Below are 26,837 nucleotides of genomic sequence, written 5' to 3'. Positions count from 1 at the left end.
AGCGCGGGAGGGGTTCTTTTTTTGCCCCACCACATTTTTTTACCCCGCCACATCTGGCAAGGCGAACAGCGCAACTGCAAGGAACACAAGGCAATGCAAATATGGGTCGGCCTCGGAAATCCCGGTCCGCAATATGCCCTGCACCGCCACAATGTCGGCTTCATGGTGCTGGATACCCTTGTCGAAGTTCACAATTTCGGCCCCGTGCAAAAGAAGTTTCAGGGTTGGGCGCAGGAAGGCCGCATCGGCGCCAGCAAAGTCCTGCTGCTGAAACCCGCCACTTTCATGAACGAAAGCGGACGCGCGGTGGGCGAAGCCATGCGGTTCTACAAATTGGGCATGGACGCGCTGACCGTGTTCCACGACGAACTGGATCTCGCCCCGTTCAAGGTGAAGGTAAAGCAGGGCGGTGGCACCGCCGGGCACAATGGCCTGCGCTCCATCGACAAGCATCTGGGCGCCGATTTTCGCCGCGTGCGCCTTGGCATCGGCCATCCCGGCCACAAGGACCGCGTAACTGGCCATGTGCTGGGCAACTTTGCCAAGGCCGAACAGGACGATCTGGTCGATATGCTGGGCGCCATAGCTTCGGAAGCAGACTGGCTCGCCAAAGGTGACGATGTGCGCTTCATGAATGATATTGCGCTGCGCCAGCAGAGCTAGCCCCCAGCAACAATCCGGAAATGCAAATCTGTCGAACTCTCTTACAAGTGCTCACGCCCCTTACTATCGTTAACCACCGAAACCCGCAGATTTCCGCAATTGGCACCGCTCTTGCTATGCCTGTTGGCAACCACGATGTTTACCAATGGGGGTTCCTATGAAGATCCGCAATCTTGCAATTGCCGCCACTGCCGTCCTCGGTGCTGCAGCCGCCACTCCGGCCAATGCAACCTGGTGGACGACGCACACCCACTACTGCAATTGCGGCCACAGCGGCGGCTCCAAGTCGTGCGGCGGAACCAGCACCGGTGGCACCACCACTTCGGGCGGAACCACGACTTCGGGCGGAACCACAACCTCCGGCGGCACCACGACTTCAGGTGGCACGACCACTTCGGGCGGAACCACCACGTCTGGTGGCACAACCACTTCGGGCGGCACCACCACCTCGTCGGGCGGCACCGCCGTTCCTGAACCCGGCATGCTGGGCATGATGGCGCTGGGTCTGCTGGGCGTTGGCTATGCCCGCTCGCGCAAGGTCAAGCCGCGCGCCTGATCTCTTTCAGCCTAAAGCAGGGTGCCTGTCCAATCAGGCACCCGCACTGGCTGAAAATCTTGCAAGGCTGCGCCGGAACTGCACATTGTCAGGCGCGGCCTCGCTGGCCTGTTTCAACAGGCTTAACGCAGTGGCCCGGTCCCTTCCCGCTGCGGCCCGCACATATCCGGCCATATAGGTCGTATCGGGATCTTCCGGGCGCAATGCCCGCGCCCGGTCTGCTGCGGCAATTGCCTCGTCAGCGCGGCCTGCATGGCTCAATGCCATGGCCAGACGCTTCAGCACTTCGGCATCCTCGCCCATTTGCGCCAACTGGCCATAGGCCGCCACTGCGCCGGTCCAGTCTTCTGCTGAAAGCGCGGCCTGCCCCTTGCGTGTCAAATCCTGAACAGCGCTCGCCTTTGCCGAAGCCAGCCGTGCTCTCAGCACATCTGCATCCGCAGCGCCGATCGATCGTGCAGCTTTCTCTGCCAGTTCCAGTTCGCGCGGCCCGGCCATCACGCTGTCGGACAGTGGCTTTACCGTGGCATAGGCCGCCGCCGCATCGCCCGTGGCCAACTGCGCCTGTGCCAGCATCAGCCGCGAATAGGGATTATTGGGCGAACGGGTCAGCGCCCGCTGAAACATTGCACGCGCCTGTTCTGGACGGCCCAACCGGAGCATCGCCTCGGCATAAGTCAGCCCGTTGGCCGATAGCGGGTCCAGCGTGGATTCCTTCTTACCCAGCACATCGCGGACCTTTTCCCAATCGCCCTTCATCGCCGCAAACTGAACTTTCAAATCCACCACGCGCGGATCATCAGGCGCGATCGCGGCAGCTTTTTCGGCCATGACAACCGCATCGTCCAGCTTGCCATCCATGTCATAGGCGGTTGCCCGCGCAATCCACGGATCAGGCACACGGGGAAAGCGCTTTGCCGCCTTTTCCAGAACGCCGTGAGCATCGGCCATACGCCCACGCCGGGCGGCGATGTCCGCTGACAGCATCAGTCCGTCAAAACCATCGGGCTGCAGTTTCATCAATGCGGCGACTTGTGCCGCCGCGCCATCCAGATCCTGCGCATCAATCAGGAACCGTGCATAATCACGCAGTAACAGCGGATCAGCCCCTGCTGCCACGCCCTTGCGCAGGGCATCCAACGCGCCTTCCGGGTCTTTCAGCATGGTCTTTGCTGCTGCCCTGATCCGCCATGCCGTGGGCGATGAAGCGTTGCCCAGCAAGGCCAGCGACTCATCCGCGCGCCCGCGCAATACCGATGCTTCAGCGCGGATCAGGGCCAGCTCTGGCCCCTTGCCCCCTGCCCGCTCCAACCGATTGGCGGTTGCCTCGGCGCCGTCACCATCGCCAAGCCGCAACTGCACATCGGCCAGCATCCGCAAAAGTTCGGCGCTATCGCCCTTTTCGGCCAGCGCTGCGGCAAGGTCGACCTTGGCTGCCCCCAGTTCCATCGCGGCAATTTCCTGCTTTGCGCGAGAAATCTTGTCGGTGGCATCTTCACCACAGGCACTGGCCAGCAGCAGGACGGGCAGAATCAGCATGCGTTTCTTCATGGCGCTGCAATCGCAGAATCTGCTGAAATTTCGGTGAAGGTTTCCAAACCCGCCTGCGCCCGCTATGGGCGCGCGCAAGCCTTAGGAGTATGAAATGGGTTTTCGTTGCGGGATCGTCGGTCTTCCCAATGTCGGCAAGTCGACTTTGTTCAATGCCCTGACCGAAACGCAGGCAGCGCAGGCGGCAAACTATCCGTTCTGCACCATCGAACCCAACGTCGGTAATGTCGGCGTGCCCGATCCGCGGCTGGATGAACTGGCCCGCATTGCCGGCAGCCAGAAGATCATCCCCACCCAGCTTGGCTTTGTCGACATTGCAGGGCTTGTGCGTGGCGCGTCGAAGGGCGAAGGTTTGGGCAATCAGTTCCTTGGCAACATCCGTGAAGTAGACGCCATCGTCCACGTCCTGCGTTGCTTCGAAGACGATGATATTCAGCACGTCGACAACAAGGTCGATCCCATCTCGGACGCCGAAACGGTCGAAACCGAACTGATGCTGTCCGACCTTGAAAGCCTGGAAAAGCGCGTTCCTGCGGCTGAAAAGAAGGCCAAGGCGGGCGACAAGGAATCGAAGATCATCGCGTCGGTGCTGGGACAGGCACTCGAACTGCTGCGCGAAGGCAAACCTGCGCGGCTGACCCAGCCCAAGGATGAAGAAGAGCTTCGTGTCTTCCGTCAGGCCCAGTTGCTGACTGCGAAGCCGGTGCTTTATGTCTGCAACGTGGAAGAAGCCAGCGCCGCCAATGGCAATGCCTTTTCCGCCCGCGTGTTTGAAAAGGCCAAGGCAGAAGGCGCCAACGCGGTCATCGTTTCAGCCGCCATCGAATCTGAACTGGTTGGCATGGATGCCGAAGAACGCACTGTTTTTCTTGAGGAAATGGGCCTTCACGAAACTGGCCTCGCCCGCGTGATCCGCGCCGGATATGAACTGCTCCACCTTATCACCTTCTTCACCGTTGGCCCCAAGGAAGCCCGCGCGTGGACCGTGCATCTGGGCGCCAAGGCCCCGGAAGCCGCCGGTGAAATCCATTCCGACATGCAGCGCGGCTTCATCCGTGCCGAAACCATCGCCTATGACGATTACATAACGCTTGGCGGTGAATCTCCCGCGCGCGATGCAGGCAAGCTGCGGCAGGAAGGCAAGGAATATGTGGTGAAGGACGGCGACGTTCTCCACTTCAAATTCAACGTATAAACAGCACTTTACTGGCTATCCTTCGAAAGCGGCGATGATCGGGCACGGCCCGGCATCGCCCTTTGCGCATTCGCGCGCCAGTTTGCGCAGCGATTGCCGCGCCGCTTCCAGCCGAGCGACTTCCTGATCCAGCATGTCCAACCGCGCCCGTGTCATTTCGCGGGCGCGCGGGCGGTCGTGGCTGGCGTCCAGTGCCAGCAATTCCGCGATTTCAGCCAGCGTAAACCCTGCCCCTTGCGCGCTGCGGACAAAACGCAGGCGGCGCAGATCGGGTTCGCCGTAATGGCGCTGTCCGCTGCGCCCGCTCCGGCTAGGCCGGGGGTCATCCAGCAGACCTTTGCGCTGGTAAAACCTGACCGTTTCAACGCCTACGTCAGCACCCTTGGCCAGTTCGGAAATTGTCATCGCCATCGTGCTTGACTCCGTACCATGATACGCAAGTTATAAGCTAAGGCATGACAAACGCCCATACCCCTGAACGCTCCGGCAATCACACCGCCATCGTCTATCGCATGGTTATGCCTAAACACCTTTGTCCCTATGGCATAAAGCTGAAGCATCTGCTTGAAAGCAAAGGGTATAATGTCGAAGATCGCTGGCTGACGACGCGGGAGCAAACCGATGCGTTCAAAGCCGAGCATGAGGTGAAGACCACTCCCCAGGTGTTCATCGACGGGCAGCGGGTCGGCGGGCACGATGATACGCGGCGATTTCTTGGCCTGAAGGTCGCGGATCCGAACGCTACCAGCTATGTCCCTGTTCTGGCGGTATTTGCCATTGCTGCAGCACTGGCTTTGGCGGTGAGCTTCGCGGCGTTCGGGTCTGCTTTCACGCCGCGCGCGGTGGAATGGTTCGTCGCATTTGCCATGGCGCTTTTGGCCATGCTGAAACTTCAGGACGTTGATCGCTTCGCCACGATGTTTCTGGGGTATGATCTGCTGGCGCGGCGGTGGGTGCCCTACGCCACGATCTATCCTTTTGCCGAGGCGCTGGCGGGGATTTTGATGGCGGCGCGGGCGCTGGAATGGATATCGATTCCACTTGCACTATTCATCGGAAGCATTGGAGGTATATCGGTTTTCTATGCCGTCTACATCCAAAAGCGCGAACTGAAGTGCGCTTGCCTGGGCGGATCGGGACGAGTGCCGCTGGGCTTTGTTTCGTTGATCGAGAATGTGGTGATGGTGGCGATGGCGCTGTGGATGCTGTTCAAGCCGATGGGGGTTTAATCGGTCGATTGACTTTTCTTGCCGGGCTGGCAACCTGCGCACATGCAATACTTCGAAGATATCCAGCCCGGCGCCGTTCAACGCTTCGGAAGCTATGCCGTAAACCGCGAAGAAGTGATTGATTTTGCGTCGAAGTATGACCCTCAACCATTCCATCTGGATGATGAGGCAGCGGCGCAGACCCATTTCGGGCGGCTTTCTGCCAGCGGGTGGCATACCTGTGCCATGACCATGGCGATGCTGGTTGAGAACCTGAAGGAGCGCCAGCAGGCCGGGCTGGGATCGCCGGGATTGGACGAGATCCGCTGGCTGAAGCCGGTCTATCCCGGTGACACGCTGAGTGTAGAAACGGAATTCGTTGACAAGAAGCGCAGTTCATCGCGCCCGGAGATGGGAAGTTTTCGTTCTAACGTAAGGGTTTACAATCAGGACGGAGTTGTCGTCATGACGATGAAATCCATCGGCCTGATCCGCGTGAGAGAGCCGGAATCCACCTGATTTTGCAAGCTGACCTGAACGACACCTAACAGCACCCGAACATCCGCGAACGTCCGCAAGGCACGGAAAACGTGCGCTAAATGGTCTTGCATTGCGCATGGCCGGCGGACTCATACACAGGGCGTTCGAACGCATCGGTGATGACCACTTTGCCGTCGAATTCCTCTGCCCCGCCAGCGGCAGTGATCGGACCAGATGCGGTCAGCGTCAACGCAAAGGCTTTGCCGGTGTAGCGCGACCAGCTTCCCTTCGGCATCTTTGCGCTGCCGGTATCAGGCGCGAGAATTATCACTTCGCCGTTCAGCTTGACGATGCCGCGTCCATCCTGCGCCAACAGCACCGCGCCCAGTCCGCCGCCTTTGGCCACGAAGGCGCAGCCGGTGCCGTGGAGTTTGTGCTGCTTGATATCGGGATAGTGGATGGTTTGCGGATCGAGCGGTTTGACCGGAGGCTTGCCATCCTGCGCGGCATTGACCGCCGCAATCGCCTCAGCATCGGTCGGTTCCTTTTCGGAACAGGCGGCAAGGCCAAGAGCAGCCAAGGCCGAAGGAAGCATATGCCAAAAAGAAATTTTCATGTTGTTATAAATCCTCCATATTCGAGCAATCATCCGCACTGATTTAAAAGTCGAATTGAAAACCTCCGAAAATATGGAATACTGAAGATTGGCGAATAATATTTCGATCCTCAGTTTGGGAGATTGGGCATGACTGAAGCATTGGCCAATGTGCGGGCATCAATCGACAATTCCGGCACGAAGCCTCAACTGGTCGTTGATGGATCAGTTATGGTATATGCAAGCGACTACAGCATAAAAGCTGAAAAAGCCATTCCCGAAAGCTTCAACCCGTCCATCGCGCTAATCCGCGTTTTCGTTGAAGAGCGTCCTTCCCCGATGAAAGGCGTCATGCGTCCATTCAGTCTTCGGACACCGATGAAAAATGAATGGCAATCTGTTCAAGTCGATTTTGTTTATAATCCTGAAGAAGGTAGTGAAGGTCGCATTCAGAACGTAAGTGCTCCAATTTCGGAATAGGAGCCCGAACATTTGAATCGCGCAATGGGGTAACTATTTCCTCCCAAACAGTTTTTCGATATCGCCATGGGCCAGCTTCACCCACGTGGGGCGGCCATGGTTGCACTGGCCGGAGCGGGGCGTCACTTCCATTTCGCGCAACAGCGCGTTCATTTCTGCCACTGACAGCACACGCCCGGCGCGGACCGAGCCGTGGCAGGCCATGGTGGCGAGCACGAGGTCGAGCTTTTCACCGAGCAGAAGCGCATCGCCGTGATGGGCAAGATCATCAGCCACATCGGCCACCAGCCTAGCCGGATCACCTTTTGCCAAAGCGGCAGGGACCGATCGGACGAGCATGGCGTTGGGGCCGAACCGTTCCAGCGCCAGACCAAATTCGCCAAGCTTTGCAGAGGCTTCTTCCAAACGATCGCAGGCAACTTCTTCCAGTTCCACCACTTCAGGAATGAGCAGGGCCTGCGCGGGCGCCGCCCCCTGCCCTGCCCCTGCGGCGCGCAGGCGTTCGAGCACAAGGCGTTCGTGCGCGGCGTGCTGATCGATGATGACGAGGCCGTCCTCGGCCTCTGCCACGATATAGGTGTTGGATATTTGGCCGCGCGCGACGCCAAGGGGATGTGCCGCTCCGTCGACAACCGGTTCTGCGGCGATTTCAGCGCGGGCCGATGGCGGCGCCATCAACGCCTGTTCATAGCCGCGCCATGCCTGTCCGGCATCGGAAACGCGGGCTTCGGGCCGCCATGGTTGCTGGAACATGCTGCCTTGATAGGTGCTTGGCGGTAGTGGTGGAGCGATGGGTTCTGCCTGCCATGCCGCCATGGCACTGGCCTGCGGGGCCTGAGCCGAGCGCTGATCGCCGGTGGACAGGGCGTGGCGAAGGCCAGAAACGACCATGCCGCGCACCAGCGCCGGATCGCGGAAGCGGACTTCGGATTTGGCCGGATGGACGTTGACGTCGACTTCTGATGCCGGAACCTGAAGGAACAGGGCGAGGACGGCGTGACGATCGCGCGCCAGCATATCGGCGTAAGCCCCGCGCACCGCGCCGATCAGCAGTCGGTCCTTTACCGGACGGCCATTGACGAACAGATACTGATGATCGGCCACGCCCCGATTGAAGGTGGGCAGCCCTGCAACCCCGGTAAGCTGATAATCGCCGCGCACCAGATCGACCGTGACAGAATTGCCCGCCAGTTCACGCGCGACAAGTTGTGCCACTCGCGATTCAAGCGTGTCGCCCGCCTGCACATGCAGCGCGCGGCGACCATCGTGTTCCAGCGTGAAACCCACATCGGGGCGCGCCATGGCAAGGCGGCGCACCACATCGGATGCAGCGGCCCATTCCGAACGCGGGCTGCGCAGGAATTTGCGGCGGGCGGGGATCTTTTCGAACAGGTGTTCCACCCGGACGCGGGTGCCGGCCGGCAAGGCAGCGGGGCCTTCGGACACGAGCGCGCCGTTATCGACCACGCGCTTCCAGCCTTCGGCGGCCCCCCGCGCCCGCGACTCGATGGTGACACGGGCAACCGATGCGATGGAGGGCAGCGCTTCGCCACGAAAGCCGAGCGTTTCGACCAATTCGATGGCGCCAGCTTCGCCAACAAGGCTTTCGGGCAGTTTGGATGTGGCGTGGCGTTCCAGCGCCAGTTCGATTTCCTGCGGGGCCATGCCGCAGCCATCGTCGGACACTTCGATCATGGCCAGACCGCCTTCAGAAAGGCGGATGTGGATGTGCGCGGACCCTGCATCCACTGCGTTTTCGACCAGTTCCTTCAAGGCGCTGGCAGGGCGTTCAACCACTTCGCCAGCAGCGATGCGGTTGATGAGCGTTTCAGGAAGACGGCGGATGATGGGCATGGTCTGAACAGGCGTAGCGCCGAACCCGCCTTATTTCGAGACAAGCGGTGAAGTTATCCATCCAAACCGGCACAACCCTATGGGTTTTATGAAGCACCCCTGCTAATGAGCCGCCTTCCCTGGGCGCACATTCTGGAGGGTATGGCGCGTGCCCGCGTGCCAAACCGCAGATTATCACGGATTTCCTGATGGCTTCGATCTTTTCCCGATTCTTCAAGTTCGGTTCCCAGAACATTGCTATCGATCTCGGCACGGCCAACACGCTGGTCTATGTGCAGGATCGCGGCATCGTTCTGAATGAACCTTCCGTCGTGGCCATTGAAACGATCAACGGCATCAAGCGGGTCAAGGCCGTGGGCGACGATGCCAAGATGATGATGGGCAAGACGCCCGACAGCATCGAAGCGATCCGTCCTTTGCGTGACGGCGTGATTGCCGACATCGAAGTGGCCGAGGAGATGATCAAGCACTTCATCCGCAAGGTGACCGGATCGAAGAGCCTGCTGCGCTATCCCGAAATCGTGATCTGCGTGCCTTCAGGTTCGACCAGCGTGGAACGCCGCGCCATCCGCGATGCGGCCAGCAATGCCGGGGCCAGCCAAGTTTACCTGATCCTTGAACCGATGGCTGCGGCCATTGGCGCCGATATGCCGGTGACCGAACCTGTCGGTTCGATGGTGGTCGACATTGGCGGTGGCACGACCGAAGTGGCCGTGCTCAGCCTGCGCGGTCTTGCCTATACCACCAGCGTCCGCGTGGGTGGCGACAAGATGGACGAAGCCATAGTTTCCTATGTTCGCCGCCATCACAACCTGCTGATCGGTGAAGCCACAGCAGAACGCATCAAGAAAGATTACGGCGTGGCCACCGTGCCAGCCGATGGCATCGGCGAAACCATCCACATCAAGGGTCGCGATCTGGTAAACGGCGTGCCCAAGGAAATCACGATCACGCAGGCCAATGTGGCCGAAGCGCTGGCCGAACCGATTGGCGCGATTGTTGAAGGCGTGCGTATCGCGCTGGAAAACACCGCGCCCGAACTGGCCGCCGATATCGTGGACCAGGGCATCGTGCTGACCGGTGGCGGGGCGCTGATCGGCGGTCTGGACGAACATCTGCGCGAGGAAACCGGCCTGCCGGTAAGCGTGGCGGAAGATCCGCTTTCGTGCGTGGCGCTGGGCACAGGCCGCGCGATGGAAGATCCGATCTATCGCGGCGTGCTGATGACGGCCTGATCGCAACAGGACGAACGTAAGGGTTGCTTTCCGGTCCCGATTTTTCCCCGATGGGGCGGGACCGGCTTGAAAGGGTGGACGCATGGCGCGGTCGCAGGACCGGCGCCCCGGCTATTCGCGCAGGGCGCAATACGGGATTTTCACCGGCTACGTGATCGCCATTCTGGGCGTCGTGGCGGGGATTGCCGTGCTTGCGATTTCGCTGCTGAATCCCGGTGCGTTTTCATTTGCGCGCAGTTCTGCCGCCGAAGTGGCGCGCCCCCTGGGCAAGGCCGGGGCTGAAAGCCGATCTGCCGGTGCCGGCGTGTTCGAGGCGGTGGGCGCATACTTTCGCGCAGGCGAACAGAACGCCGCGCTGCGCCGCGAGGTGGAAGCGGCGCGCGCCAATGCGGTGACAATGCAGGCGCTGGCGGACGAAAACCGGCGGTTGAAGGGCTTGCTGGGAATTGTCGATCCGTCGCGCAGCCCGGTGGCGACAGCTCATCTGATCGGATCGACCGCGTCGAGCACACGGCGCTTTGCCATCATCGATGCAGGCCAGCGCAGCGGCGTGCAGGCCGGTCAGCCGGTACGCGCCGCATCGGGCCTTATAGGGCGCGTGATTGAAGCCGGACCAGATACAGCGCGCGTTCTGCTGGTAACCGACCCTGACAACGTGGTGCCGGTGCGCCGTGCGCGCGACGGGCTGGCCGCCTTCGTGCAGGGCGCATCGAACGGACGCATCGACATCCGCCTTATCAACATGGGCGTAAACCCGGTGAAGAAGGGCGACGTTTTCGTTACTTCGGGTTCTGGCGGCCTTTATCCACCGGGGATTCCCGTGGCCGTGGCGACCGACCCGCATCGGGATGGCGCCAGCGGGCATCTGGCGGCAAACCCTGCGGATACCGAATTTGTGGTGGTGGAGCCAACTTATAGCGCGCAAGCCCGCACCCAGATTGAAGCCATTGAAAAGGACGGCGCGGAAAACCCCGCCGAAGCGCCGTGATCTGGCGCGGCCTTGGCGCCGCAAAGGACGAAATCACCCGCAAGCGCATCAACCGCGCACCATGGCCGGTGCTGGCAACCGGATTGCCGTGGCTGTCGATCATGCTGGCGTCGATGGTCAGCTTTTCGCCGGTAATCGCATCGGCCCCGGTCATGCCACCGTTCAGTTATTTGATGTTGCTGGCGTGGCGCATGTTGCGGCCGGGCATGTTGCCGGTGTGGGCCGGACTGCCACTGGGGTTTTTTGACGACCTCTATTCCGGTCAACCTTTTGGATCGGGCATTCTGCTATGGTCAGCCACGATGCTGGCGATGGAAGTGATCGACGAACGCTTTCTTTGGCGCGGGTTCCTGCAGGACTGGCTGGCCGCAAGCGTGCTGACGCCTGCCTATCTGCTGCTGTGCGCGATGTTTGCATGGGGCGCGACGGGATATCCCCTGCCGCTGGTGATCGTGCCGCAAGTGCTGCTGTCGATCATCATCTATCCGGTGATGACCCGCATTGTAGCCCTGTTTGACCGGGTGCGGCTGCTGCCGCTGAAGAGGCTTTGATGAAGTCCAAGCTGCCGATCACTTCGGCAATCCTGACCAACCGGTTTGAACGGCGGACATTTGTGCTGGGCGCGCTGCAGGGCGGCGTCGGCCTGATGCTGGCGACGCGGCTTGGCTATCTGGCGGTAGCGCAGAACGAGAAGTATCAGGCTGCGTCCGAAAGCAACCGCGTGAACCTGACACTGATACCGCCCCGGCGCGGATGGGTGCTGGACCGTTTCGGCAATGCGCTGGCCGCCAACCGAGCCGACTTTCGCGTTGACCTGATCCCCGACCGGGTGAGCGACCCCGAACGGACAATGAAGACGCTGGCCGATCTGCTGGCCCTGCCAGCCGACCGGGTGCGCGACATTTCGGACAAGCTGGACAAGGCGCGCGGGTTTCAGCCGGTGGAAGTCGCATCAAGTTTGCAGTGGGAACAGTTTGCCGCCGTTTCGGTGCGCCTGCCCGAACTGCCCGGCGTTATCCCCCAGCGCGGCTATTCGCGGTTCTATCCCACGGGCGCGGCGGTGGGGCACCTTGTCGGCTATGTCGGTGCAGCATCGGCTGAAGATTACGAGAAAGAGCGCAATGCGCTGCTCATCACGCCGGGTTTCAAGATCGGCAAGGACGGGCTGGAAAAGCACTTCGAGACGCGGCTGCGCGGGGTGCCCGGCGCGCGGCGGGTGGAAGCGACCGCTTCCGGGCGGATCGTGCGCGACCTTGGCACGCGCGAAGACGTGCCGGGCAAGCCGATACAGTTGACGATCAACGCAGGCCTTCAGGACTATGCCGCGCGGCGCATCGGGCTGGAATCCGGCTCGGTCGTGGTGATGGACTGCGAAACCGGCGACGTGCTGGCCATGGCGTCGATGCCCAGTTTTGACCCCAACAGCTTTTCCGACGGTATCGGCCGCATCGAATGGAAGATGCTGTCGGAAGACGACCATGTGCCCTTGCGCAACAAGGTGCTGCGCGGGCTGTATCCGCCGGGATCGACGGTCAAGCCGATGGTGGCGATGGCATTTCTGGAAGCGGGGCTTGACCCCAGCGCCAGCGTCAATTGCGGCGGCGGCCTGCGCGTGGGCAACCGCGTGTTCCACTGCTGGAACCGGCGCGGGCATGGCAGCGTCGACATGGCCAAAGGCATCTACCAGTCGTGCGACGTCTACTTCTATCACTTCGCACAGCAGATTGGCATGGACAAGATTGCCGCCATGGCGCGGCGGCTGGGACTGGGGCAGGAATTCCCGATGCCCTATCCGGGGCAATCTTATGGAACAGTGCCAGATCCGGCGTGGAAGCTGCGGAAATACAACAAGGAATGGGCAGTTTACGACACCGTGAACGCCACCATCGGACAGGGTTACATGCTGGTTAATCCGCTGCAGCAGGCGGTCATGGCATCGCGCATCGCATCAGGCCGAGAGGTGATGCCACGCCTGTTGCTGGACCGGAATGCACCGCCGGTAAAGCCGATGGGGTTCCGGCAGGATCATCTGGATTACATCCACGCCGCGATGAGCGAAGTGGTGAACGGGCGGGGCACTGCAGGCCGGGCAAAGCTGCCGGTCGATGTGCTGATGGCGGGCAAGACAGGGACCGCGCAAGTCGTCGGCCTGAACATCGCGAATGGCAAAAGTGGGCAATGGAAATACCGTGACCACGGGCATTTCATCGCCTTTGCGCCGTTCGACAAGCCGAAATATGCCTGTGCGGTGGTGATCGAACATGGCGGTGGGTCAAGCGCGGCCTATCCGATTGCACGCGACGTGATGACCTATATCTTCGCCCCGGACAAAGCGATGGCAGTGCTGGGCGAATTTGAAAAGCAGTGGGGCGGCAATGTGCAGCAGCGCATGGCGGCAAAGTATAACGTCTATGCCGCCAAATATGGCGCATCGGCCCCCAAGCCCGTGCCGGATGACGCAGAACTGACCGAACAGGTCGAAGAAGGCCGCAAGCCCGACACGGCACCTGCCACGGCACAGACTGATGCGGCAGCTCCCGGTGCTGAACCGGAAGCCCCGGCACCAGCGCCCGTCGCCAGCCCTTCGCCTGTGCCCCCTGCCCCGCCCGTGCCTGCCGCAGCGCCCGCGACAGGAGGCCAATAGTGCCCCGCGCCTATGTGCCCGCGACGATTGCCCGCCAGCCGTGGAGCGTGCTGCTGCCGTTGATGGGACTGGTCGGATTTGGCGCAGCAGTGCTGGATTCGGCTGCTGGCGGGCGGTTCGACGTGTGGTCGATGTCGCATCTGGTGCGCTTTGGCGTGTTCCTGATTATGGCCATGGTCATCGCACGGCTGCCGCAAGACCTGTTCAAACGGATGGCGCTGCCGGTTTATGGCGTGCTGTGCGCTTTGCTAGTGCTGGTCGAACTGATCGGCGGCATTGGCGGGGGCAGCCAGCGCTGGCTGAATCTGGGCTTCATGACGCTGCAACCGTCGGAACTGATGAAGCCGGGTATCGTGCTGGTGCTGGCATGGTTCTATTCGGTGCTGCCGGTGGGCGAAACGCAGGGCTGGCGCGCACTGGTGCCCGCAGGCGGCCTGTTAGCGATCCCGGCAGGACTGGTGATGCTGCAGCCGGACCTTGGCACTGGCCTTGCCATCAGCTTTGGCGCAGTGGTGGTGATGTTCATGGCCGGGCTGCCGCTGCGCTGGTTTCTGGGCGCGGGTGCGGCGGGGCTGGTGATCGCCCCCCTCGCCTTCTTCACGCTGCTGCATGATTATCAGCGCAAGCGGGTGCTGGTGTTCCTCGATCCTGAAAACGATCCGCTGGGGTCCGGGTATCACATTACCCAGTCGAAAATTGCCATCGGTTCGGGCGGACTGTTCGGCAAAGGGTTCGGCAATGGATCGCAGAGCCATCTCAACTACTTGCCCGAATCGCACACCGACTTTGTGTTTGCCACCATGGCTGAAGAATGGGGCATGCTGGGCGGGCTGTTCGTGCTGATGGTGTTCGGCCTGATCTTTCGCTGGGGCCTGAAAGTGGCAAGCGCCGCGCCTGACCGGTTTTCGCGCCTGCTTGCATCAGGCATGACCATGACGATCTTTTTCTACATGTGTATCAACCTGATGATGGTGATGGGCCTTGCCCCGGTGGTGGGTATTCCGCTGCCGTGGATGAGCCATGGCGGATCATCGATGATGACCAACATGATCTGCATCGGCACGATCATGGCAGTAGAACGCTGGAGCCGAGGTGCACCGCGCAGCCTGTCTTGACGACGATGCGCCCCATGCCCTGCCCCGTGTCGTGAAAATGCAAAATTGGGGCTTGGCAGGGCCGATAAAATCGTTATTGGGGCGGCTCCCCAACGGGAATGCCTGATGGCATGGACGCATAGCTCAGTTGGTAGAGCAGCTGACTCTTAATCAGCGGGTCCTTGGTTCGAGCCCAAGTGCGTCCACCATCGCTTCCCCAGCCGCCCACCAAGCGGCAAGCCTGACGGCTTTGGACGCATAGCTCAGTTGGTAGAGCAGCTGACTCTTAATCAGCGGGTCCTTGGTTCGAGCCCAAGTGCGTCCACCAGTCTTTTCAAGCATCATCATCGTTCCAGACACGGTGTTTTCGTGCCTGATGGAAAGGTCAATTGAGGCGCTGTCGGGTCTGGCCCAAACTGTTTGCACGAAACGAAATTTGTGCAGGAGTTGGGTGATGGAGCGGGTTACACTGTGGGGCTGGATTGATTTTGCAGGCAAGGATGCCGCCGCCATCGTGCGCGGGGCCGAGCAGTTCATTGTGCCGACCTATGACGAGCCGGGCTGCATCCATTATGTCTGGACGGGCGACCCGCTGAAGCCTGAGCGGATGTGGGTGTTTGAAGAATGGGAAAGCGTAGGCGCGCTGGCCGATCATCTGTCCGGGCCGCTCTATACCGCGATGTCAGGGTATCTGGCCGATAGCGGCATGACCGGAGCCGAAGTGGACAAGTATCGCGTGGTGGCAAAGCAGCCGGTCTATGACGGCAGCGGGTTGCCCAAGGCAGAATTTACCTGATCGCAAATATGAAAACGCCGGGGTTTTGAGGCCCCGGCGCGCAAGTTGTTATGCTTTTGTTATTTTAGAACTTGAAGCCGGCAGCAACGCCATAGCGGCGCGGTTCCAGCGTGAAGATGTTGGTGAAATTACCCGAAGACTGGTCGGTCACATAAAGGCCGGTAATCGGGTTGGAGTTGCCGACGTTCTGGATGAAGCCGCGCAGGAACCATTTGTTGTCAGGCCCATCAAGCTGCACCTGGGCGTTAATCTGGGTGTAGCTGGGGATACGGTTGACGTTGCCATTGAAGATGCTGCCCGTGGACGTACCGGTGACGATGAAGTCAGCACGCGGGGTAAAGGTAAGGTTGCCCACCGGAATGGCATATTGGGCACCGGCGGCCACCTTGTAATCCGGCGCGCCAGGCAACTTGTTACCCTTGATGTTGACCGGAATGCCCGACGTGAAGACCTGCACCCCGCCAAACGGCACGCCGCCGCCGGTTGCCGCTGCAACGCCTTCAAGCGCAGCGCAGATGCTGTAGGCCCCGGTCGAGGCGATGCCGCTGCCAGCACCGAACGAGGTGGTGTTCTGCAGTCCTGCCCCTGCCGCAACGCCCGGAATGGCCCCAGCATTGATCTGGGCGTTGACGGTGTTGACGAAGGCATTGACCCCGGCAACGCTGCCGGAAGTGGAGGCCACAGCGCAGTTGGCCGCGTTGGTGATATCCTTGATAATCACCGCATCTGCCCGTCCACCGCCGAAGTCGCGCGGGTTCGACAGCATCTTGTCCTGCGAAACCTTGGTGTTGAGGTAGCTGGCCGAGACATTGACCGTCAGACCCGGTGCGGGACGCATGATCGCTTCGGCTTCGAGGCCCCAGATATTGGCGCTGACGTTATCGTTGACCGAGGTACGGGCGACGATGCGCGAAAGCTGGAGATCCTTGTACTTGTAGTAGAAGCCCGTGAGATTGAGCGTCAGGCCGCCAAACTGGTTCTTCGAGCCGATTTCAAAGGAGTCGACGAATTCGGGCTTGAAGGTTTCAGGCACGACGAAAATCGGAGACAGCGGCGGGTTGATACCGCCCGATTTATAGCCGCGCGAATAGGACAGATAGACCAGATTGTCTGGAGAAACCTGGAAATCGAGAACTGCACGACCGGTTATTTCATTGAACCGGGCACTGCGGTTCTGAAAAGGCTGGTTGCCCGCAAGGCTGGGGTCGGCGTCATAGGCTGCAAAACCGGGTGCCGCGTAGGCATCGGTCGCAGTGTGCGGCGTCAGCCAGTTGAACAGGGTGGTGCGGGCACGGATCTGCTTGTCATCATGGTTGAAGCGCAGGCCAAGGGTCAGCTTCACCTTGTCGTTGAACTTGTAGTAGGCTTCGCCGAAGGCGCCATAGCTCTTGACGCGCAGATCATCGGAGTTGTTGCGGAAGAACGGCGTGGCGAGATATCCCGGCGCCGCACCAGCGCCAAGAGCGGTGAAGGAACCGACGATGCCGGAAAAATAATCGAGGCCGAACGAGTTAACATAGTAGCTGTTTTCGGTCAGCTTGTAGCTGCTGTAGATGCCGCCCAACAGGAAGTTGAACTTGCCATCCCAGTCAGAGCTGAGGATGGCTTCCGCCGACCAGCTGCTGTTGTCCTGATTGGAACGGTCATAGTCGAGCGGAGTCATGCCGCAGACCTTGTTCCCACCATAAACACCGCGACCGGATTCATCGGGCAGCGATGTGCACAGCACGCCAGCCGGACCGTTGGGTATGAGCGCGGCGGCGACAGGAGCGAGATAAGACTGCAACCCGGCGCCCAAGCCGCCACCGGCAGCAAAGGCCAAAGTGTTGAGCGTGGACTGAATGGCCGACCGGCTCTGCACCGAGTTGTTGTAATCCTGGCTCGAATCGACCGAGACGTCCTGATAGTTGCCGGTCAGCTTGAGGTTCAGACCACCGCCCAGTTCCTGATTCCACGAACCGACGACAATCAGTTCTTCGGCAAAATAGGTCGGCTTGGTATCAGTGTTGACCACGCGCGGATCTGCCGGGTTCACGACACCCGAATAGGTATCGGTGCCGTAGAGGCTGCCCAGCGCAAATGCAGTGGGAAGCCCGCGAATTGCAAAGAATTCGCGCGAGGTAAGGACCGAAGCCAGCGTCGAATTGCCGTTGGTTGTGCCATAAGGCAGCGTGGCGTTGAGACAGCCCAGAATGCCGGTCGGGTCATTTTGACAGACCTGCTTCTGAATGCGCATGCGATTGTCTTTTTCACGGAAGTACTGGACCATGAGGTCAACCGTGGTGCCAGTGCCGGGTTCGAACCGCAGCGACCCGCGCACGCCATACATATTGCGGTCGTCGATGCGCGAATTGTCGAAAAGGTTTTTGGTGTAACCATCACGGTTGAGATAGAAACCGGCGACGCGCAGGCCGAGCGCTTCACCGATAGGCACGTTGAGCATGCCACGCACCTTGACCGCGTTGTAGTTGCCGTATTCGACATCACCCGACGCGCCAATGCCGCTGAGATCGGGCTTGGCTGTGATAAGGTTGACCACGCCTGACGTCGCGTTGCGGCCAAACAGCGTGCCCTGCGGGCCGCGCAGAACCTGCACCTGCGCAAGATCGTAGAATTCGCCTTCGAACAGCCGGGTCTGAAGGAGCGGAGAATCGTTGAGGTGGATGGCGGTAGCCTGATCGCAGGTAACGCCGACGCACAGATCGCCGATACCGCGGATGGTAAAGCTGGACGAGGTGAAGTTCGTCTTGGTGAAGGTGATGTTCGGCAGTGACAGTTGAAGATCAAGCGTATTCTTGATCTGCTGCTTATCCAACGCCTCCGGACTGAATGCGCTGACCGCGATGGGAACATCCTGAAGTCGTTCCGCCTGTCGCTGGGCGGTGACAATGATTTCTTCAATCCCGTTATTATTGGCCGACTGTGCGAATGCAGGCATGGCGATGGCAGTTGCACATACGCCAGCCAGCAGGGAAAGCTTGCCCCTCATAGCTCAGACCTCTCTCTCCAGCGGTGCCCATCATTATTCGCGGGCTACCTGAAGGACAGGACATAGTGCCGCCGATTCTTTGTCAACCGGATAATTAAAAATAGGGGTTTCCGTAGGGTCAACTTGTTGCAGTCGTGACCATATCGGTGGAAAAGGCATGAAAATGCATATCATTGAGGTGTCGCATGAATATGGATGCACACATTATGATGTTGTTTTGATCGAATCACGCCTAGACTGTTCGGCAGTGCAGCGAATCACGCATTCCTGAACCCACGGTTTCCTGCGGCAGAGCGCGGCAATATATGTTGTGCCGAGTGCCGGAAAACAGGGAACATGCTTGACCGGCAGGTGGCGGAATGGTGTGGCGTGTGCCGACAGATTTTCAAAAGGATGCAGTTTCCATGGCAAAGTTCCTGATCGTCGAAGCCCGCTTCTACGACCACCTCAACGACATGCTGGTGGCAGGCGCAAAGGCCGCACTGAAGGATGCCGGGCACAAGGTCGACGTTATCACGGTGCCGGGTGCACTGGAAATTCCCGGTGCGATTGCTCTGGCCGACCAATCGGACGACTATGACGGCTATGTCGCGATTGGCGTGGTGATCCGGGGCGAGACTTATCACTTCGAAATCGTGGCGGGCGAAAGCGCGCGCGGGATCATGGCGCTGACCATGGATGGCGTTGCCATCGGCAATGGCATTCTGACCGTGGAGAACGAAGAGCAGGCCATCGTGCGCGCCGACCCCAAGCAGAAGGACAAGGGTGGCGAAGCAGCCAAGGCGGCTCTGGCGCTGCTGGCCCTGCGCGAACGCTGGGCGTAATTTAGGCATGAAAGGCGCGCAGCGGAACCGCCGCACGCCTTTAGGTCAGCCTGCGTCGAAGTAGTCTTTCAGGCCCCACGGGTCGTAGGGGCCGATCACCAGTTGTTCAAACCCGCCAATGCCCACTTCGCCCGTGCTGGCGGTGATGCGCGAGACGATCTGGACGTGCAGATTGTCCATGGTGGGGGCCATCGGATCAAGATCGGCAAGGACAAGATCCTCGCGCTCTACCGCCAGCGGGCCGTGATAGGCACCGTGCCCCCATTTCGGGCTGGTATAGCCAAGCCCGCGCATCTGGAAACGCACCAGCGGTTCAAACGCCAGCGTCAGCGGGCCTTCGGGGGCATTTATGGTCAACGTGCCACCGTCGGGCCAACGCGTGCCCGGCTGCATTGATGACGCCATGGTGGCAGCAGGTGTTTCGAAAAAACCATCATGCCCTGCACCATCGGGCGCGATGACCGCGCGGGTATTCCAGGGCGCGCCATGACGGTCGGCATTAATGTGGAAGAACAGGCTGCGCGTGGGCAGGTTCACCGGCGTCCACTGCCAGAAAAACGACGAGACAACGCCATGGCCGTGCGGCTGCGCATCTGACGCGCCAACCGGGCGCACGCCCCAGCTTCGGTCACGGGTGCCACAAGTGCCGGGGGCAAGGTCGGTGCGCTGGCCATCCACTTCGATCCAGCCGGTATAGTGGCCATTCTGGGTCAGCCGGGTGTAATCCATGAATGTGCGGGGGCCGATGCGATAGGTGAAGCGTGGCTCTTCAATGGGGAAAGCCCGGCCGGTGAAGGTCAGTTCTGCGGCCAGCCCTTCCCCGCGCACCGTGACTTTCAGGATATTCAGCGGCTCGATCACTTCTATAGTGATCGGGCCGACAGTAAGGTCAAACCGCTCCATATTGAGTTCGCGCGAGGCGTGGAGATTGTATTGCACGCCATCGCGGATGCAGGAGAAGTGGGCGTCTGCGACGTTCAGGTGCGGATAGATGCCCAGCGCCACCGCAAAGAAACCGGAACCATCGGGGGCATAGCCGTTGAAGAAATAGCGATCGTAGAAATTGCGGTCAGTACCGGCATAGGCCACTGGCTCCGGCGTCTGGTGCAGTGGGAAATCATCACCTTTGGTCAGCATCACACATGCTCCATCCGGCGCTTCAACGCGCCAAGGCTGTCATGATCGAGCGCGAGTTCGCAGGCCCCGCGCGCCATCGAAAGGAAGTTGGCGTCACCACGATCGGTGCGAACCACGAAGGCGGAACTGAAGACGGCGGTGGAAACGCCATGCAGCGTGCCGATGCGGTAATCATCCATGATATCATCCCGCGCCATCGACACCCCGCGCCGGGTCATTTCGGCGCAATAAAGATCGAGCAACGCAGCCTCGTTTGGGCGGCGCAGGGCAGAGCCGATGCCGCAGCCGAGGAAATAGCCGATGTCGGTCAACCCGCAGCCGGTCGCGGCAGTCTGCCAATCGACAAGGGCGATGGGTTCTGCCCCGCCCCGGATGCCGAACAGCATATTATCGAGCCGGAAATCGCCGTGAAGGAAGCTGCGGCTGCGGTGCTGGCGTTCAAACCAGAGATCGGCGCAGGCGTCCAGTTCATCGCAGATGGCCATGAGTTCGGGCGCGAGATCACTGGCATAGCGTTCCCGAAAAATCTTCTGCGCCTGAGGATAGAGCGAGCGCAACATGGCATGGGCCTGCGGATCGATCTTGAGCCAATCCGCATCCAGCACGGGATGATTCATTGTGGGCGCATGGAGCGCTGCGGCCTGCCGCATAGCCTGTTCGGCTTCAGCCAGTGTGCAACCGGCAAGCTGGTTACCGGCCTGACACGGTCCCAAATCCTCAAACAACAGGACGAAATCACAACCGTTGTCGTCGAGCAGCGCGGCATATGTGCGGGGCACGCGCATGTCGATCAGCCCGGCGACTTCGCGGTAAAACCACACTTCGCGTTTGTAGAGCGAGAACGATGCAGCGGTCTGACGGCTGGTCGCGTCGTGCGAGGGGAACTTTGCCGCAACGCTGACAGGCGCGCCCGGTGCCGGGCCATCATAGGTGAGCGTAAAGCGCGCGGTATCGCCCACCTGGCCCGTGCCAATGGATTGCCATGCCATATCGACAACGCGCGCATCGCCCAGCACACCTGCCTGGGCAAGCTGCTGTTCCAGCCAGGCCATTTCGACGTCACCGGGCTGCGTCGGAAAATCTGCCATATATTCTCTCCCTCCCAAAAGCTGGCAGAGAGCATCGTTCATGGGAAGAGGATTTTAATTGACCGATTAGGTTGCTGTGTCAGCGGGTGCTTAGACACTGGCGCCAGGTGGTCTGACGCTGTTGTCGAATGGATAATGGGCGCGCGTGTGATGGATTTTGAGGGATTTCAGCAAAAACCTTGGTGTTTCAGGGAATGGGGATGAGTTTTTCGGACCGCCACGCCCATGAACTGCGTCCAAACTGGAATTATCGCTTTAGATGAATATCTGAGCAGTCACGATTTAATCGCATGATTTCATAACCCTAGGAAAAGCGCGCATTGAAATTACGTGAAATCCCTTAGTGTATGACCGAATAGCCGCAGAAACCATGCTCGACAAAGTCTGCATTACGGAACGTCTGACGGGGATTTGAACCGTTCTGCGTAACGAGGGGCGCACTGCAATAACTGGATGCAAAGCCGGTTAGCGCAGTGCTGGTGTCAGATTTGGCAACAGGGGTTGCTGTCGGATGGACAGAGATCAATTGAAAGTGCGCGCGCGCCGACTGATCGCGGCAGCAAATGAGCTGCTGACCATCGCCCACGAACTGGAACAGGGCGAAGGCGATGGCACGGCTGAACGTCTGGCCGAAAGCATGACGAACACCGTGGCCGCCAAGGACAGCCCGGTATGGGCGGAACTGGCGCGCAACGCCTATCGCGAACGTCGCCGCCGCGCCGATGTGTTCAAGGACCAGACCCTGTTTGGCGAACCAGCATGGGACATCATGCTGGACCTGTTCATTGCCGCCAAGGAACGCAAGCGCCTGCCGGTGACGAGCGCCTGCATTGGCGCTGCCGTGCCCGCGACCACGGCGCTGCGCTGGCTGACCGTGCTGGAGGAAAAAGGCCTGATCGTGCGCGAAAACGACACCGCCGATGCGCGCCGTGTGTTCGTGCGGCTATCTGCCGAAGGGTATGAAAAGATGGTCGGCTATTTCGCGGAAGTGGCTGGCGACATGCGTTCAGACGAGGTGGTCGAATCCCCTGCCCTGCGTATGGCGCGATAATGCGCGCAGCAGGCTGATGCAAAAAAGGGCGGCCCGGTGGGAGCCGCCCTTTTTACTGTCAGGACAAAGCCGTTTGTTCAGGCGCCAAGGCGACCGAACGCAGCCTTGCCGGCATAACGCGCCGAAAGGCCAAGCTCTTCTTCGATACGGATGAGCTGGTTGTACTTGGCCAACCGGTCCGAACGGGCGAGCGAGCCGGTCTTGATCTGGCCGCAGTTGGTGGCAACCGCGAGATCGGCAATGGTCGCGTCTTCGGTTTCACCTGAACGGTGCGACATGACGGCGGTGTAGCCGTTGCGCTGCGCGATGGACACAGCTTCGAGCGTTTCGGTGAGCGTGCCGATCTGGTTGACCTTGACCAGCAGCGAGTTGGCGAGGCCCTTGCCGATGCCCATTTCAAGGCGGCGGGGATTGGTCACGAACAGGTCATCGCCGACAAGCTGCACCCGCTTGCCAACCTTAGCGGTTAGCGCGGCCCAGCCTTCGAAATCATCTTCGCTCATGCCGTCTTCGATCGAGATGATCGGATAGGCATCACACAGCGCGGCAAGGTAGTCTGCCATGGCGTCGGGCGAGAGCGAGAGGCCTTCGCCGCTGATTTCGTACTTGCCGTTCTTGAAGAATTCCGTGGCAGCGCAATCGAGCGCGACCATGATGTCTTCGCCCGGCTTGAACCCGGCCTTTTCGACCGAAGCCATCACGAAATCGAGTGCATCACGGGTGCTGGCAAGGTTGGGGGCAAAGCCGCCTTCATCGCCCACAGCCGTGGCGAGGCCCTTTTCATGCAGACCCTTTTTCAGGGTGTGAAAGATTTCAGCGCCCCAACGCACCGCTTCGGCCAGCGACGGCGCGCCGACCGGCATAATCATGAATTCCTGAAAATCGATCGGGTTGTCGGCATGTTCGCCGCCGTTGATGATATTCATCATCGGCACCGGCAGGACATGCGCGGAAACACCGCCAACATAGCTGTAAAGCGGCATGCCACGCGCATCGGCCGCAGCCTTGGCCACGGCAAGGCTGGTGCCCAGAATGGCATTGGCGCCAAGGCGCGCTTTGTTTTCCGTGCCGTCCAGTTCGATCATGGCAAGATCGATGTCGCGCTGGTCTTCGGCATCCATGCCAAGAACCACTTCGGCAATGTCGGAATTGACAGCGGTAACCGCCTTGGTCACGCCCTTGCCCAGATAGCGGGCCTTGTCGCCATCGCGCAGTTCGACCGCTTCGTGCGCGCCGGTGGATGCGCCTGACGGCACCGCAGCGCGGCCAAAGCTGCCGTCTTCCAGCAGAACATCGACTTCGACTGTAGGGTTGCCACGGCTGTCGAGGATTTCACGCGCATGGATATCGATGATCGCGGTCATTAGCTGCTCCCTGCAGGGTTCGAAGGGCCGGATTCGGCGCAACGGTATGGCCAAGGTTTGCGGCGGCTCCTATCGGCTGGAACCCTGTCAGGCAAGCGGCGTTGGCAAGGTAGAAACGTATCCAGGTTCGATCCACCTTGACCAAGGCCCTTGCAATCTTGCCTCAGGGTCTAGCAAGATGGCGCAAACCGCCCATATCGATGCGGCGCAGCCGCGCGACATGCCAAAGGGAACACAACAATGGCCGACACCACCCTGCCCCCCGCCGACGCCGCCACCAAGCGCGCTTCGAAGAAGGTTGAAGATGCCGCAGCAGCGGTTGTGGCTGCGACCGAGGCCAGCGCTGAGGCGGCCAAAGGCCGCTTTTCCAAAGCGATCGACGATGCCAAGGCCAGCGCCGAAACGCTGAAGGGGGAAGCGCTGGAAAAGAGCGCGGCCTACAAGGCCAAAGTTGCCGACGCGACCGCCGACTGGGTGGAAGAGGCCAAGACTTATGCCGGACAGGCCAAGGAAAAGGGCGCGCAGCTTGCCGTCGAAGGCAAGACCAAGGCGAGCGATGCGCTGAGCACGCTGGGCAAGACCATTTCCGACAATGCCGGCACCATCGATGAAAAGCTGGGCGTGCAATATGGCGATTATGCCCGCAGCGCCGCCCGTTCGATTCAGGAAACGGCCGCAAAGCTGGAAGCCAAGGATCTGGGCGAGCTGGGCGAAGATGTGAAGGGCTTTGTCAAGAACAGCCCCGGCATCGCCATCGGCATTGCAGCCGTGGCAGGTTATGCGCTGGCCAAGATGCTGTCTGGAAGCGGATCGGAAGAATGACGGCTGCCGGTTGAACCAGCGCGCAGACGCCAGATGAACGTAACCGAGCAAACAACCGCTGCCCCGGCGGAAAACACGAACGAGCATGACCTGAATCCTGACGGCCCACCCGATAGCTCTTTGGGCGATGCGGTACGTGCCCTGATCGAGGATGGGCAAACGCTCGTTGAGGCAGAAATCGCCTATCGCAAGGCGCAGGCCGGTTATGGGCTTGGACAAGGCAAGACCATTGCCCTGCTGCTGGTTCTGGCGCTGGGCTTCGGCTTTTTCACACTGCTGGCGCTGGTCGTCGGCCTGTTGCTGGCGCTTACTCCGCTGATTGGCGTGTGGGGTGCGCTGTCAGCGGTCGGGGGCGGATTGCTGGTGCTGATGATCGTGTGCCTTCTCATGGCGCGCAGTCGCATCAAAAACGTCGTCGCGGCGGTGAACGAAAGGGGTGCCCAACCATGAGCGACCCGCATTCCATCGCCGAAGCGCGTGCATTGCGCGACGAAGCGCTGGCGGTGTTCCGCGCCGATCTGGACCTTGTGAAAGCCGAAACATCGCCTGCACGTTTCAAGGAACGTGCGGTCGGTGAAGCCGTTGAGATGATCGAAAGCGCGCGCGACATCGCGAGCGAAAACAAGGCCGTTATCGGCGTAACGCTGGCCACCCTTCTCGCATGGTTCTTTCGGGGACCGTTGCAGGATCTGGCCCGGCGTCTGGCCGATACGGTGCGATCAGGAGATTGACATGGAAGACGTGAACCCCGCATTCGGCACCGAAACCAACGAAACCCCGACCCTCCGCGAAAAGGTGGATGCCGCCCGCGCCCGACTGGCCGAGCGCACCGGAAACGCCCGACCTGTGGAAACGGTAAAGGGGCTGATTGTCGAGCATCCCGTGGCATCGATGGCCGCAGGCCTGTTGCTGGGCGCGCTGATTGCCAAGGCCATCCCGTCAACTCGCAAGCGCGTGGCGTCAGCACAGTTGGGTCGTAGCGCCACCGGACTTGCCGCTGTGGCAGGCAAATTCATCGCCGATTATGCCGCACGCGCGGCAAGCGCAGGACGCGATGGCCTGCATCGGGCAGAGGAAGTAGGCGGAGCCGTTGGCGGACGCATTGCAGAAGGCAGCGGCGAGGCCAAACGCAAGGCGGTCGACCTTGCCGAAGTGGCGCGTTCTGCCGCGTTGGAGGCCAGCGAACTGGCAATCCGCAAGGTGAACGAGATCGCTTCGCGCATGAAGCACTGATCGACACCACCAAATCAGCGAAATACGCCATTGGCCGACTTGCGCTGCCCTGCACTTTTTGTCAGGGCAGCGCTGAATCCTCCCCAATGGAAAGTCGCCAATGCAAAAGCTGCACCTTGTGATGGGCGGTCGGGTGAAAGACCCGCAGGGCCTTGAGTTTGTCGATCTGAAAGCCGTGGATATGGTCGGCGTGTTTCCTGACTATGCCAGCGCCGAAGACGCATGGCGCAGCGCGGCACAGCGCACGGTGGACGACGCTGAAATGCGTTACGTCATCGTGCATCTGCATCGCGTGATGGAACCGGAACTGCCGAAAGACTGATCTTTTGAACGGTCTGGACAGACAAGAAAGGCCCCGGATCGCTCCGGGGCCTTTTCTTTTGCGCCGCTTGTGAACGGAACCGATAAACGGGTTCAGATGAACTCGATCTTCTGGACAAGATAGAACTTGTCGCCCGACGGCACCGTCACTTCGATTTCTTCGTCCACCTTGCGGCCGATCAGCGCCTTGCCCAGCGGCGAGTTGTAACTAATCATGCCCTTCTTGGCGTCGGCTTCATACGGGCCGACAATCTGGTAACGCACCGGCTTTTCATCGTCATCCAGCAAGGTGACGGTTGCGCCGAAAATGATCTTGTCGCCCGAAAGCGTGGTCGGATCGATGATCTGTGCGCGGCTGACGCGATCTTCAAGATCGCCAATGGTCGCTTCAACCTGCCCCTGGCGTTCCTTCGCCGCATGATATTCGGCGTTTTCGGAAAGGTCACCATGGGCGCGTGCTTCCTCGATCGCGTCAACGATCAGGGGCCGCTCTTCGCGCAGCGCTTTCAGCTCGGCGGTCAGCTTTTCGTAGCCTTCCGCAAGCATCGGCAGCTTTTCCACACTCGCCATCCGTCAGTCTCTTTCCTGTCCTGCTCCCCCGGCCGCCGTTACGGCATCCAAGGGAAAACTTAGCCCCCGCCGACCGACGCCGAATGCGCCAGGCCGGAC

Annotated in this window: 28 protein-coding genes and 2 tRNA genes; 21 read left to right on the top strand and 9 right to left on the bottom strand. The window is 60.4% G+C overall.

Translation table 11 applies throughout. The annotated features are described in order from the left end of the window. The first annotated feature begins 93 nt into the window (after positions 1 to 93). Together pth and OVA07_RS11155 are read left to right on the top strand one after the other, a co-directional pair. Entirely contained in the window at positions 94 to 663 is a 570-nt protein-coding gene (gene pth / locus OVA07_RS11160) for an aminoacyl-tRNA hydrolase (protein WP_268171492.1), read from the top strand. A 157-nt stretch (positions 664 to 820) separates the two neighbouring features. Beyond that, positions 821 to 1,219 (top strand): PEP-CTERM sorting domain-containing protein, encoded by a 399-nt coding sequence (locus OVA07_RS11155; RefSeq protein ID WP_268171491.1) that lies wholly within the window; start codon positions 821 to 823, stop codon positions 1,217 to 1,219. Positions 1,220 to 1,252: 33 nt separating this feature from the next. Here the strand turns inward: OVA07_RS11155 and OVA07_RS11150 are convergent, their stop codons facing one another. Then, positions 1,253 to 2,758 carry a tetratricopeptide repeat protein gene (locus OVA07_RS11150; protein ID WP_268171490.1) on the bottom strand — a complete coding sequence of 502 codons (1,506 nt, stop codon included), beginning with the start codon at positions 2,756 to 2,758 and terminating at the stop codon, positions 1,253 to 1,255. A gap of 106 nt (positions 2,759 to 2,864) precedes the next feature. On the opposite strand from OVA07_RS11150, the gene ychF reads away from it, so the two are divergent. Next, a complete protein-coding gene (gene ychF / locus OVA07_RS11145; protein WP_268171489.1) occupies positions 2,865 to 3,965 on the top strand; it encodes a redox-regulated ATPase YchF in 1,101 nt (366 codons plus the stop codon). Positions 3,966 to 3,980: 15 nt separating this feature from the next. Here ychF and OVA07_RS11140 read toward each other — a convergent pair whose 3' ends face one another. After that, entirely contained in the window at positions 3,981 to 4,376 is a 396-nt protein-coding gene (locus tag OVA07_RS11140; RefSeq protein ID WP_268171488.1) for a MerR family transcriptional regulator, read from the bottom strand. Between the two features lie 44 nt (positions 4,377 to 4,420). Here OVA07_RS11140 and OVA07_RS11135 point away from each other — a divergent pair, with 44 nt between their 5' ends. Continuing rightward, positions 4,421 to 5,194: a glutaredoxin gene (locus tag OVA07_RS11135; RefSeq protein WP_268171487.1), complete on the top strand. Its 774-nt coding sequence runs from the start codon at positions 4,421 to 4,423 to the stop codon at positions 5,192 to 5,194. A gap of 42 nt (positions 5,195 to 5,236) precedes the next feature. Next, positions 5,237 to 5,692 carry a MaoC family dehydratase gene (locus tag OVA07_RS11130; RefSeq protein ID WP_268171486.1) on the top strand — a complete coding sequence of 152 codons (456 nt, stop codon included), beginning with the start codon at positions 5,237 to 5,239 and terminating at the stop codon, positions 5,690 to 5,692. 76 nt (positions 5,693 to 5,768) lie between these two features. Here OVA07_RS11130 and OVA07_RS11125 read toward each other — a convergent pair whose 3' ends face one another. After that, positions 5,769 to 6,269 (bottom strand): hypothetical protein, encoded by a 501-nt coding sequence (locus tag OVA07_RS11125; protein WP_268171485.1) that lies wholly within the window; start codon positions 6,267 to 6,269, stop codon positions 5,769 to 5,771. Between the two features lie 129 nt (positions 6,270 to 6,398). Here OVA07_RS11125 and OVA07_RS11120 point away from each other — a divergent pair, with 129 nt between their 5' ends. Next, complete coding sequence (locus OVA07_RS11120; protein WP_268171484.1) at positions 6,399 to 6,728, top strand: hypothetical protein; 330 nt, start codon at positions 6,399 to 6,401, stop codon at positions 6,726 to 6,728. Between the two features lie 33 nt (positions 6,729 to 6,761). Here OVA07_RS11120 and mutL read toward each other — a convergent pair whose 3' ends face one another. Continuing rightward, a complete protein-coding gene (mutL, locus tag OVA07_RS11115) occupies positions 6,762 to 8,582 on the bottom strand; it encodes a DNA mismatch repair endonuclease MutL (protein WP_268171483.1) in 1,821 nt (606 codons plus the stop codon). A 188-nt stretch (positions 8,583 to 8,770) separates the two neighbouring features. On the opposite strand from mutL, the gene OVA07_RS11110 reads away from it, so the two are divergent. The 8 genes from OVA07_RS11110 (at position 8,771) to OVA07_RS11075 (ending at position 15,339) form a co-directional block, all read left to right on the top strand. Beyond that, positions 8,771 to 9,817 (top strand): rod shape-determining protein, encoded by a 1,047-nt coding sequence (locus tag OVA07_RS11110; RefSeq protein ID WP_268171482.1) that lies wholly within the window; start codon positions 8,771 to 8,773, stop codon positions 9,815 to 9,817. Between the two features lie 82 nt (positions 9,818 to 9,899). After that, positions 9,900 to 10,805, top strand: coding sequence for a rod shape-determining protein MreC (mreC, locus tag OVA07_RS11105; protein WP_268171481.1), 906 nt, complete (start codon positions 9,900 to 9,902; stop codon positions 10,803 to 10,805). After that, positions 10,802 to 11,356, top strand: coding sequence for a rod shape-determining protein MreD (gene mreD / locus OVA07_RS11100; protein ID WP_268171480.1), 555 nt, complete (start codon positions 10,802 to 10,804; stop codon positions 11,354 to 11,356). The genes mreC and mreD overlap by 4 nt, the downstream gene beginning before the upstream one ends. After that, positions 11,356 to 13,449 carry a penicillin-binding protein 2 gene (mrdA, locus tag OVA07_RS11095; RefSeq protein WP_268171479.1) on the top strand — a complete coding sequence of 698 codons (2,094 nt, stop codon included), beginning with the start codon at positions 11,356 to 11,358 and terminating at the stop codon, positions 13,447 to 13,449. The genes mreD and mrdA overlap by 1 nt, the downstream gene beginning before the upstream one ends. Next, positions 13,449 to 14,564: a rod shape-determining protein RodA gene (rodA, locus tag OVA07_RS11090; protein WP_268171478.1), complete on the top strand. Its 1,116-nt coding sequence runs from the start codon at positions 13,449 to 13,451 to the stop codon at positions 14,562 to 14,564. Before mrdA ends, rodA begins: the two co-directional genes overlap by 1 nt. Before the next feature lie 112 nt (positions 14,565 to 14,676). Beyond that, positions 14,677 to 14,752, top strand: a tRNA-Lys gene (locus tag OVA07_RS11085). 43 nt (positions 14,753 to 14,795) lie between these two features. Then, positions 14,796 to 14,871 (top strand) — tRNA-Lys (locus OVA07_RS11080). Between the two features lie 126 nt (positions 14,872 to 14,997). Then, positions 14,998 to 15,339, top strand: a complete 342-nt coding sequence (locus OVA07_RS11075; RefSeq protein ID WP_268171477.1) for a putative quinol monooxygenase — start codon at positions 14,998 to 15,000, stop codon at positions 15,337 to 15,339. A 64-nt stretch (positions 15,340 to 15,403) separates the two neighbouring features. Here OVA07_RS11075 and OVA07_RS11070 read toward each other — a convergent pair whose 3' ends face one another. Beyond that, on the bottom strand, positions 15,404 to 18,328 hold the full coding sequence (locus tag OVA07_RS11070) for a TonB-dependent receptor (RefSeq protein ID WP_268171476.1): 2,925 nt from the start codon (positions 18,326 to 18,328) through the stop codon (positions 15,404 to 15,406). Positions 18,329 to 18,732: 404 nt separating this feature from the next. Between OVA07_RS11070 and ribH the strand changes: the two genes are divergently transcribed. Continuing rightward, on the top strand, positions 18,733 to 19,152 hold the full coding sequence (gene ribH / locus OVA07_RS11065) for a 6,7-dimethyl-8-ribityllumazine synthase (RefSeq protein ID WP_268171475.1): 420 nt from the start codon (positions 18,733 to 18,735) through the stop codon (positions 19,150 to 19,152). A 45-nt stretch (positions 19,153 to 19,197) separates the two neighbouring features. Here ribH and OVA07_RS11060 read toward each other — a convergent pair whose 3' ends face one another. Then, entirely contained in the window at positions 19,198 to 20,289 is a 1,092-nt protein-coding gene (locus tag OVA07_RS11060; RefSeq protein WP_268171474.1) for a hypothetical protein, read from the bottom strand. Next, positions 20,289 to 21,377: a phosphotransferase family protein gene (locus OVA07_RS11055; RefSeq protein WP_268171473.1), complete on the bottom strand. Its 1,089-nt coding sequence runs from the start codon at positions 21,375 to 21,377 to the stop codon at positions 20,289 to 20,291. The genes OVA07_RS11060 and OVA07_RS11055 overlap by 1 nt, the downstream gene beginning before the upstream one ends. A 511-nt stretch (positions 21,378 to 21,888) precedes the next feature. Here OVA07_RS11055 and OVA07_RS11050 point away from each other — a divergent pair. Next, entirely contained in the window at positions 21,889 to 22,428 is a 540-nt protein-coding gene (locus OVA07_RS11050; protein ID WP_268171472.1) for a winged helix DNA-binding protein, read from the top strand. Between the two features lie 77 nt (positions 22,429 to 22,505). Here the strand turns inward: OVA07_RS11050 and eno are convergent, their stop codons facing one another. Next, positions 22,506 to 23,792 carry a phosphopyruvate hydratase gene (gene eno, locus OVA07_RS11045; protein WP_268171471.1) on the bottom strand — a complete coding sequence of 429 codons (1,287 nt, stop codon included), beginning with the start codon at positions 23,790 to 23,792 and terminating at the stop codon, positions 22,506 to 22,508. Positions 23,793 to 24,032: 240 nt separating this feature from the next. Here eno and OVA07_RS11040 point away from each other — a divergent pair, with 240 nt between their 5' ends. The 5 genes from OVA07_RS11040 to OVA07_RS11020 all read left to right on the top strand — a co-directional run bounded on the left by OVA07_RS11040 (position 24,033) and on the right by OVA07_RS11020 (position 26,169). Next, a complete protein-coding gene (locus OVA07_RS11040) occupies positions 24,033 to 24,614 on the top strand; it encodes a hypothetical protein (RefSeq protein WP_268171470.1) in 582 nt (193 codons plus the stop codon). A 33-nt stretch (positions 24,615 to 24,647) separates the two neighbouring features. Further along, positions 24,648 to 25,064: a phage holin family protein gene (locus OVA07_RS11035; protein WP_268171469.1), complete on the top strand. Its 417-nt coding sequence runs from the start codon at positions 24,648 to 24,650 to the stop codon at positions 25,062 to 25,064. Continuing rightward, positions 25,061 to 25,345, top strand: a complete 285-nt coding sequence (locus OVA07_RS11030) for a hypothetical protein (RefSeq protein ID WP_268171468.1) — start codon at positions 25,061 to 25,063, stop codon at positions 25,343 to 25,345. Before OVA07_RS11035 ends, OVA07_RS11030 begins: the two co-directional genes overlap by 4 nt. 1 nt (position 25,346) lies before the next feature. Further along, on the top strand, positions 25,347 to 25,847 hold the full coding sequence (locus tag OVA07_RS11025; protein WP_268171467.1) for a hypothetical protein: 501 nt from the start codon (positions 25,347 to 25,349) through the stop codon (positions 25,845 to 25,847). 100 nt (positions 25,848 to 25,947) lie between these two features. Further along, positions 25,948 to 26,169 (top strand): DUF4170 domain-containing protein, encoded by a 222-nt coding sequence (locus OVA07_RS11020; RefSeq protein ID WP_268171466.1) that lies wholly within the window; start codon positions 25,948 to 25,950, stop codon positions 26,167 to 26,169. 92 nt (positions 26,170 to 26,261) lie between these two features. Here OVA07_RS11020 and greA read toward each other — a convergent pair whose 3' ends face one another. After that, positions 26,262 to 26,738: a transcription elongation factor GreA gene (greA, locus tag OVA07_RS11015; protein ID WP_268171465.1), complete on the bottom strand. Its 477-nt coding sequence runs from the start codon at positions 26,736 to 26,738 to the stop codon at positions 26,262 to 26,264. Between the last annotated feature and the right edge of the window lie 99 nt (positions 26,739 to 26,837).

Source organism: Novosphingobium sp. SL115 (assembly GCF_026672515.1).
Lineage (GTDB): Bacteria > Pseudomonadota > Alphaproteobacteria > Sphingomonadales > Sphingomonadaceae > Novosphingobium.
Note: the sequence above shows the minus strand (reverse complement) of the source record. Positions and strands in the feature narration are given on the sequence as shown.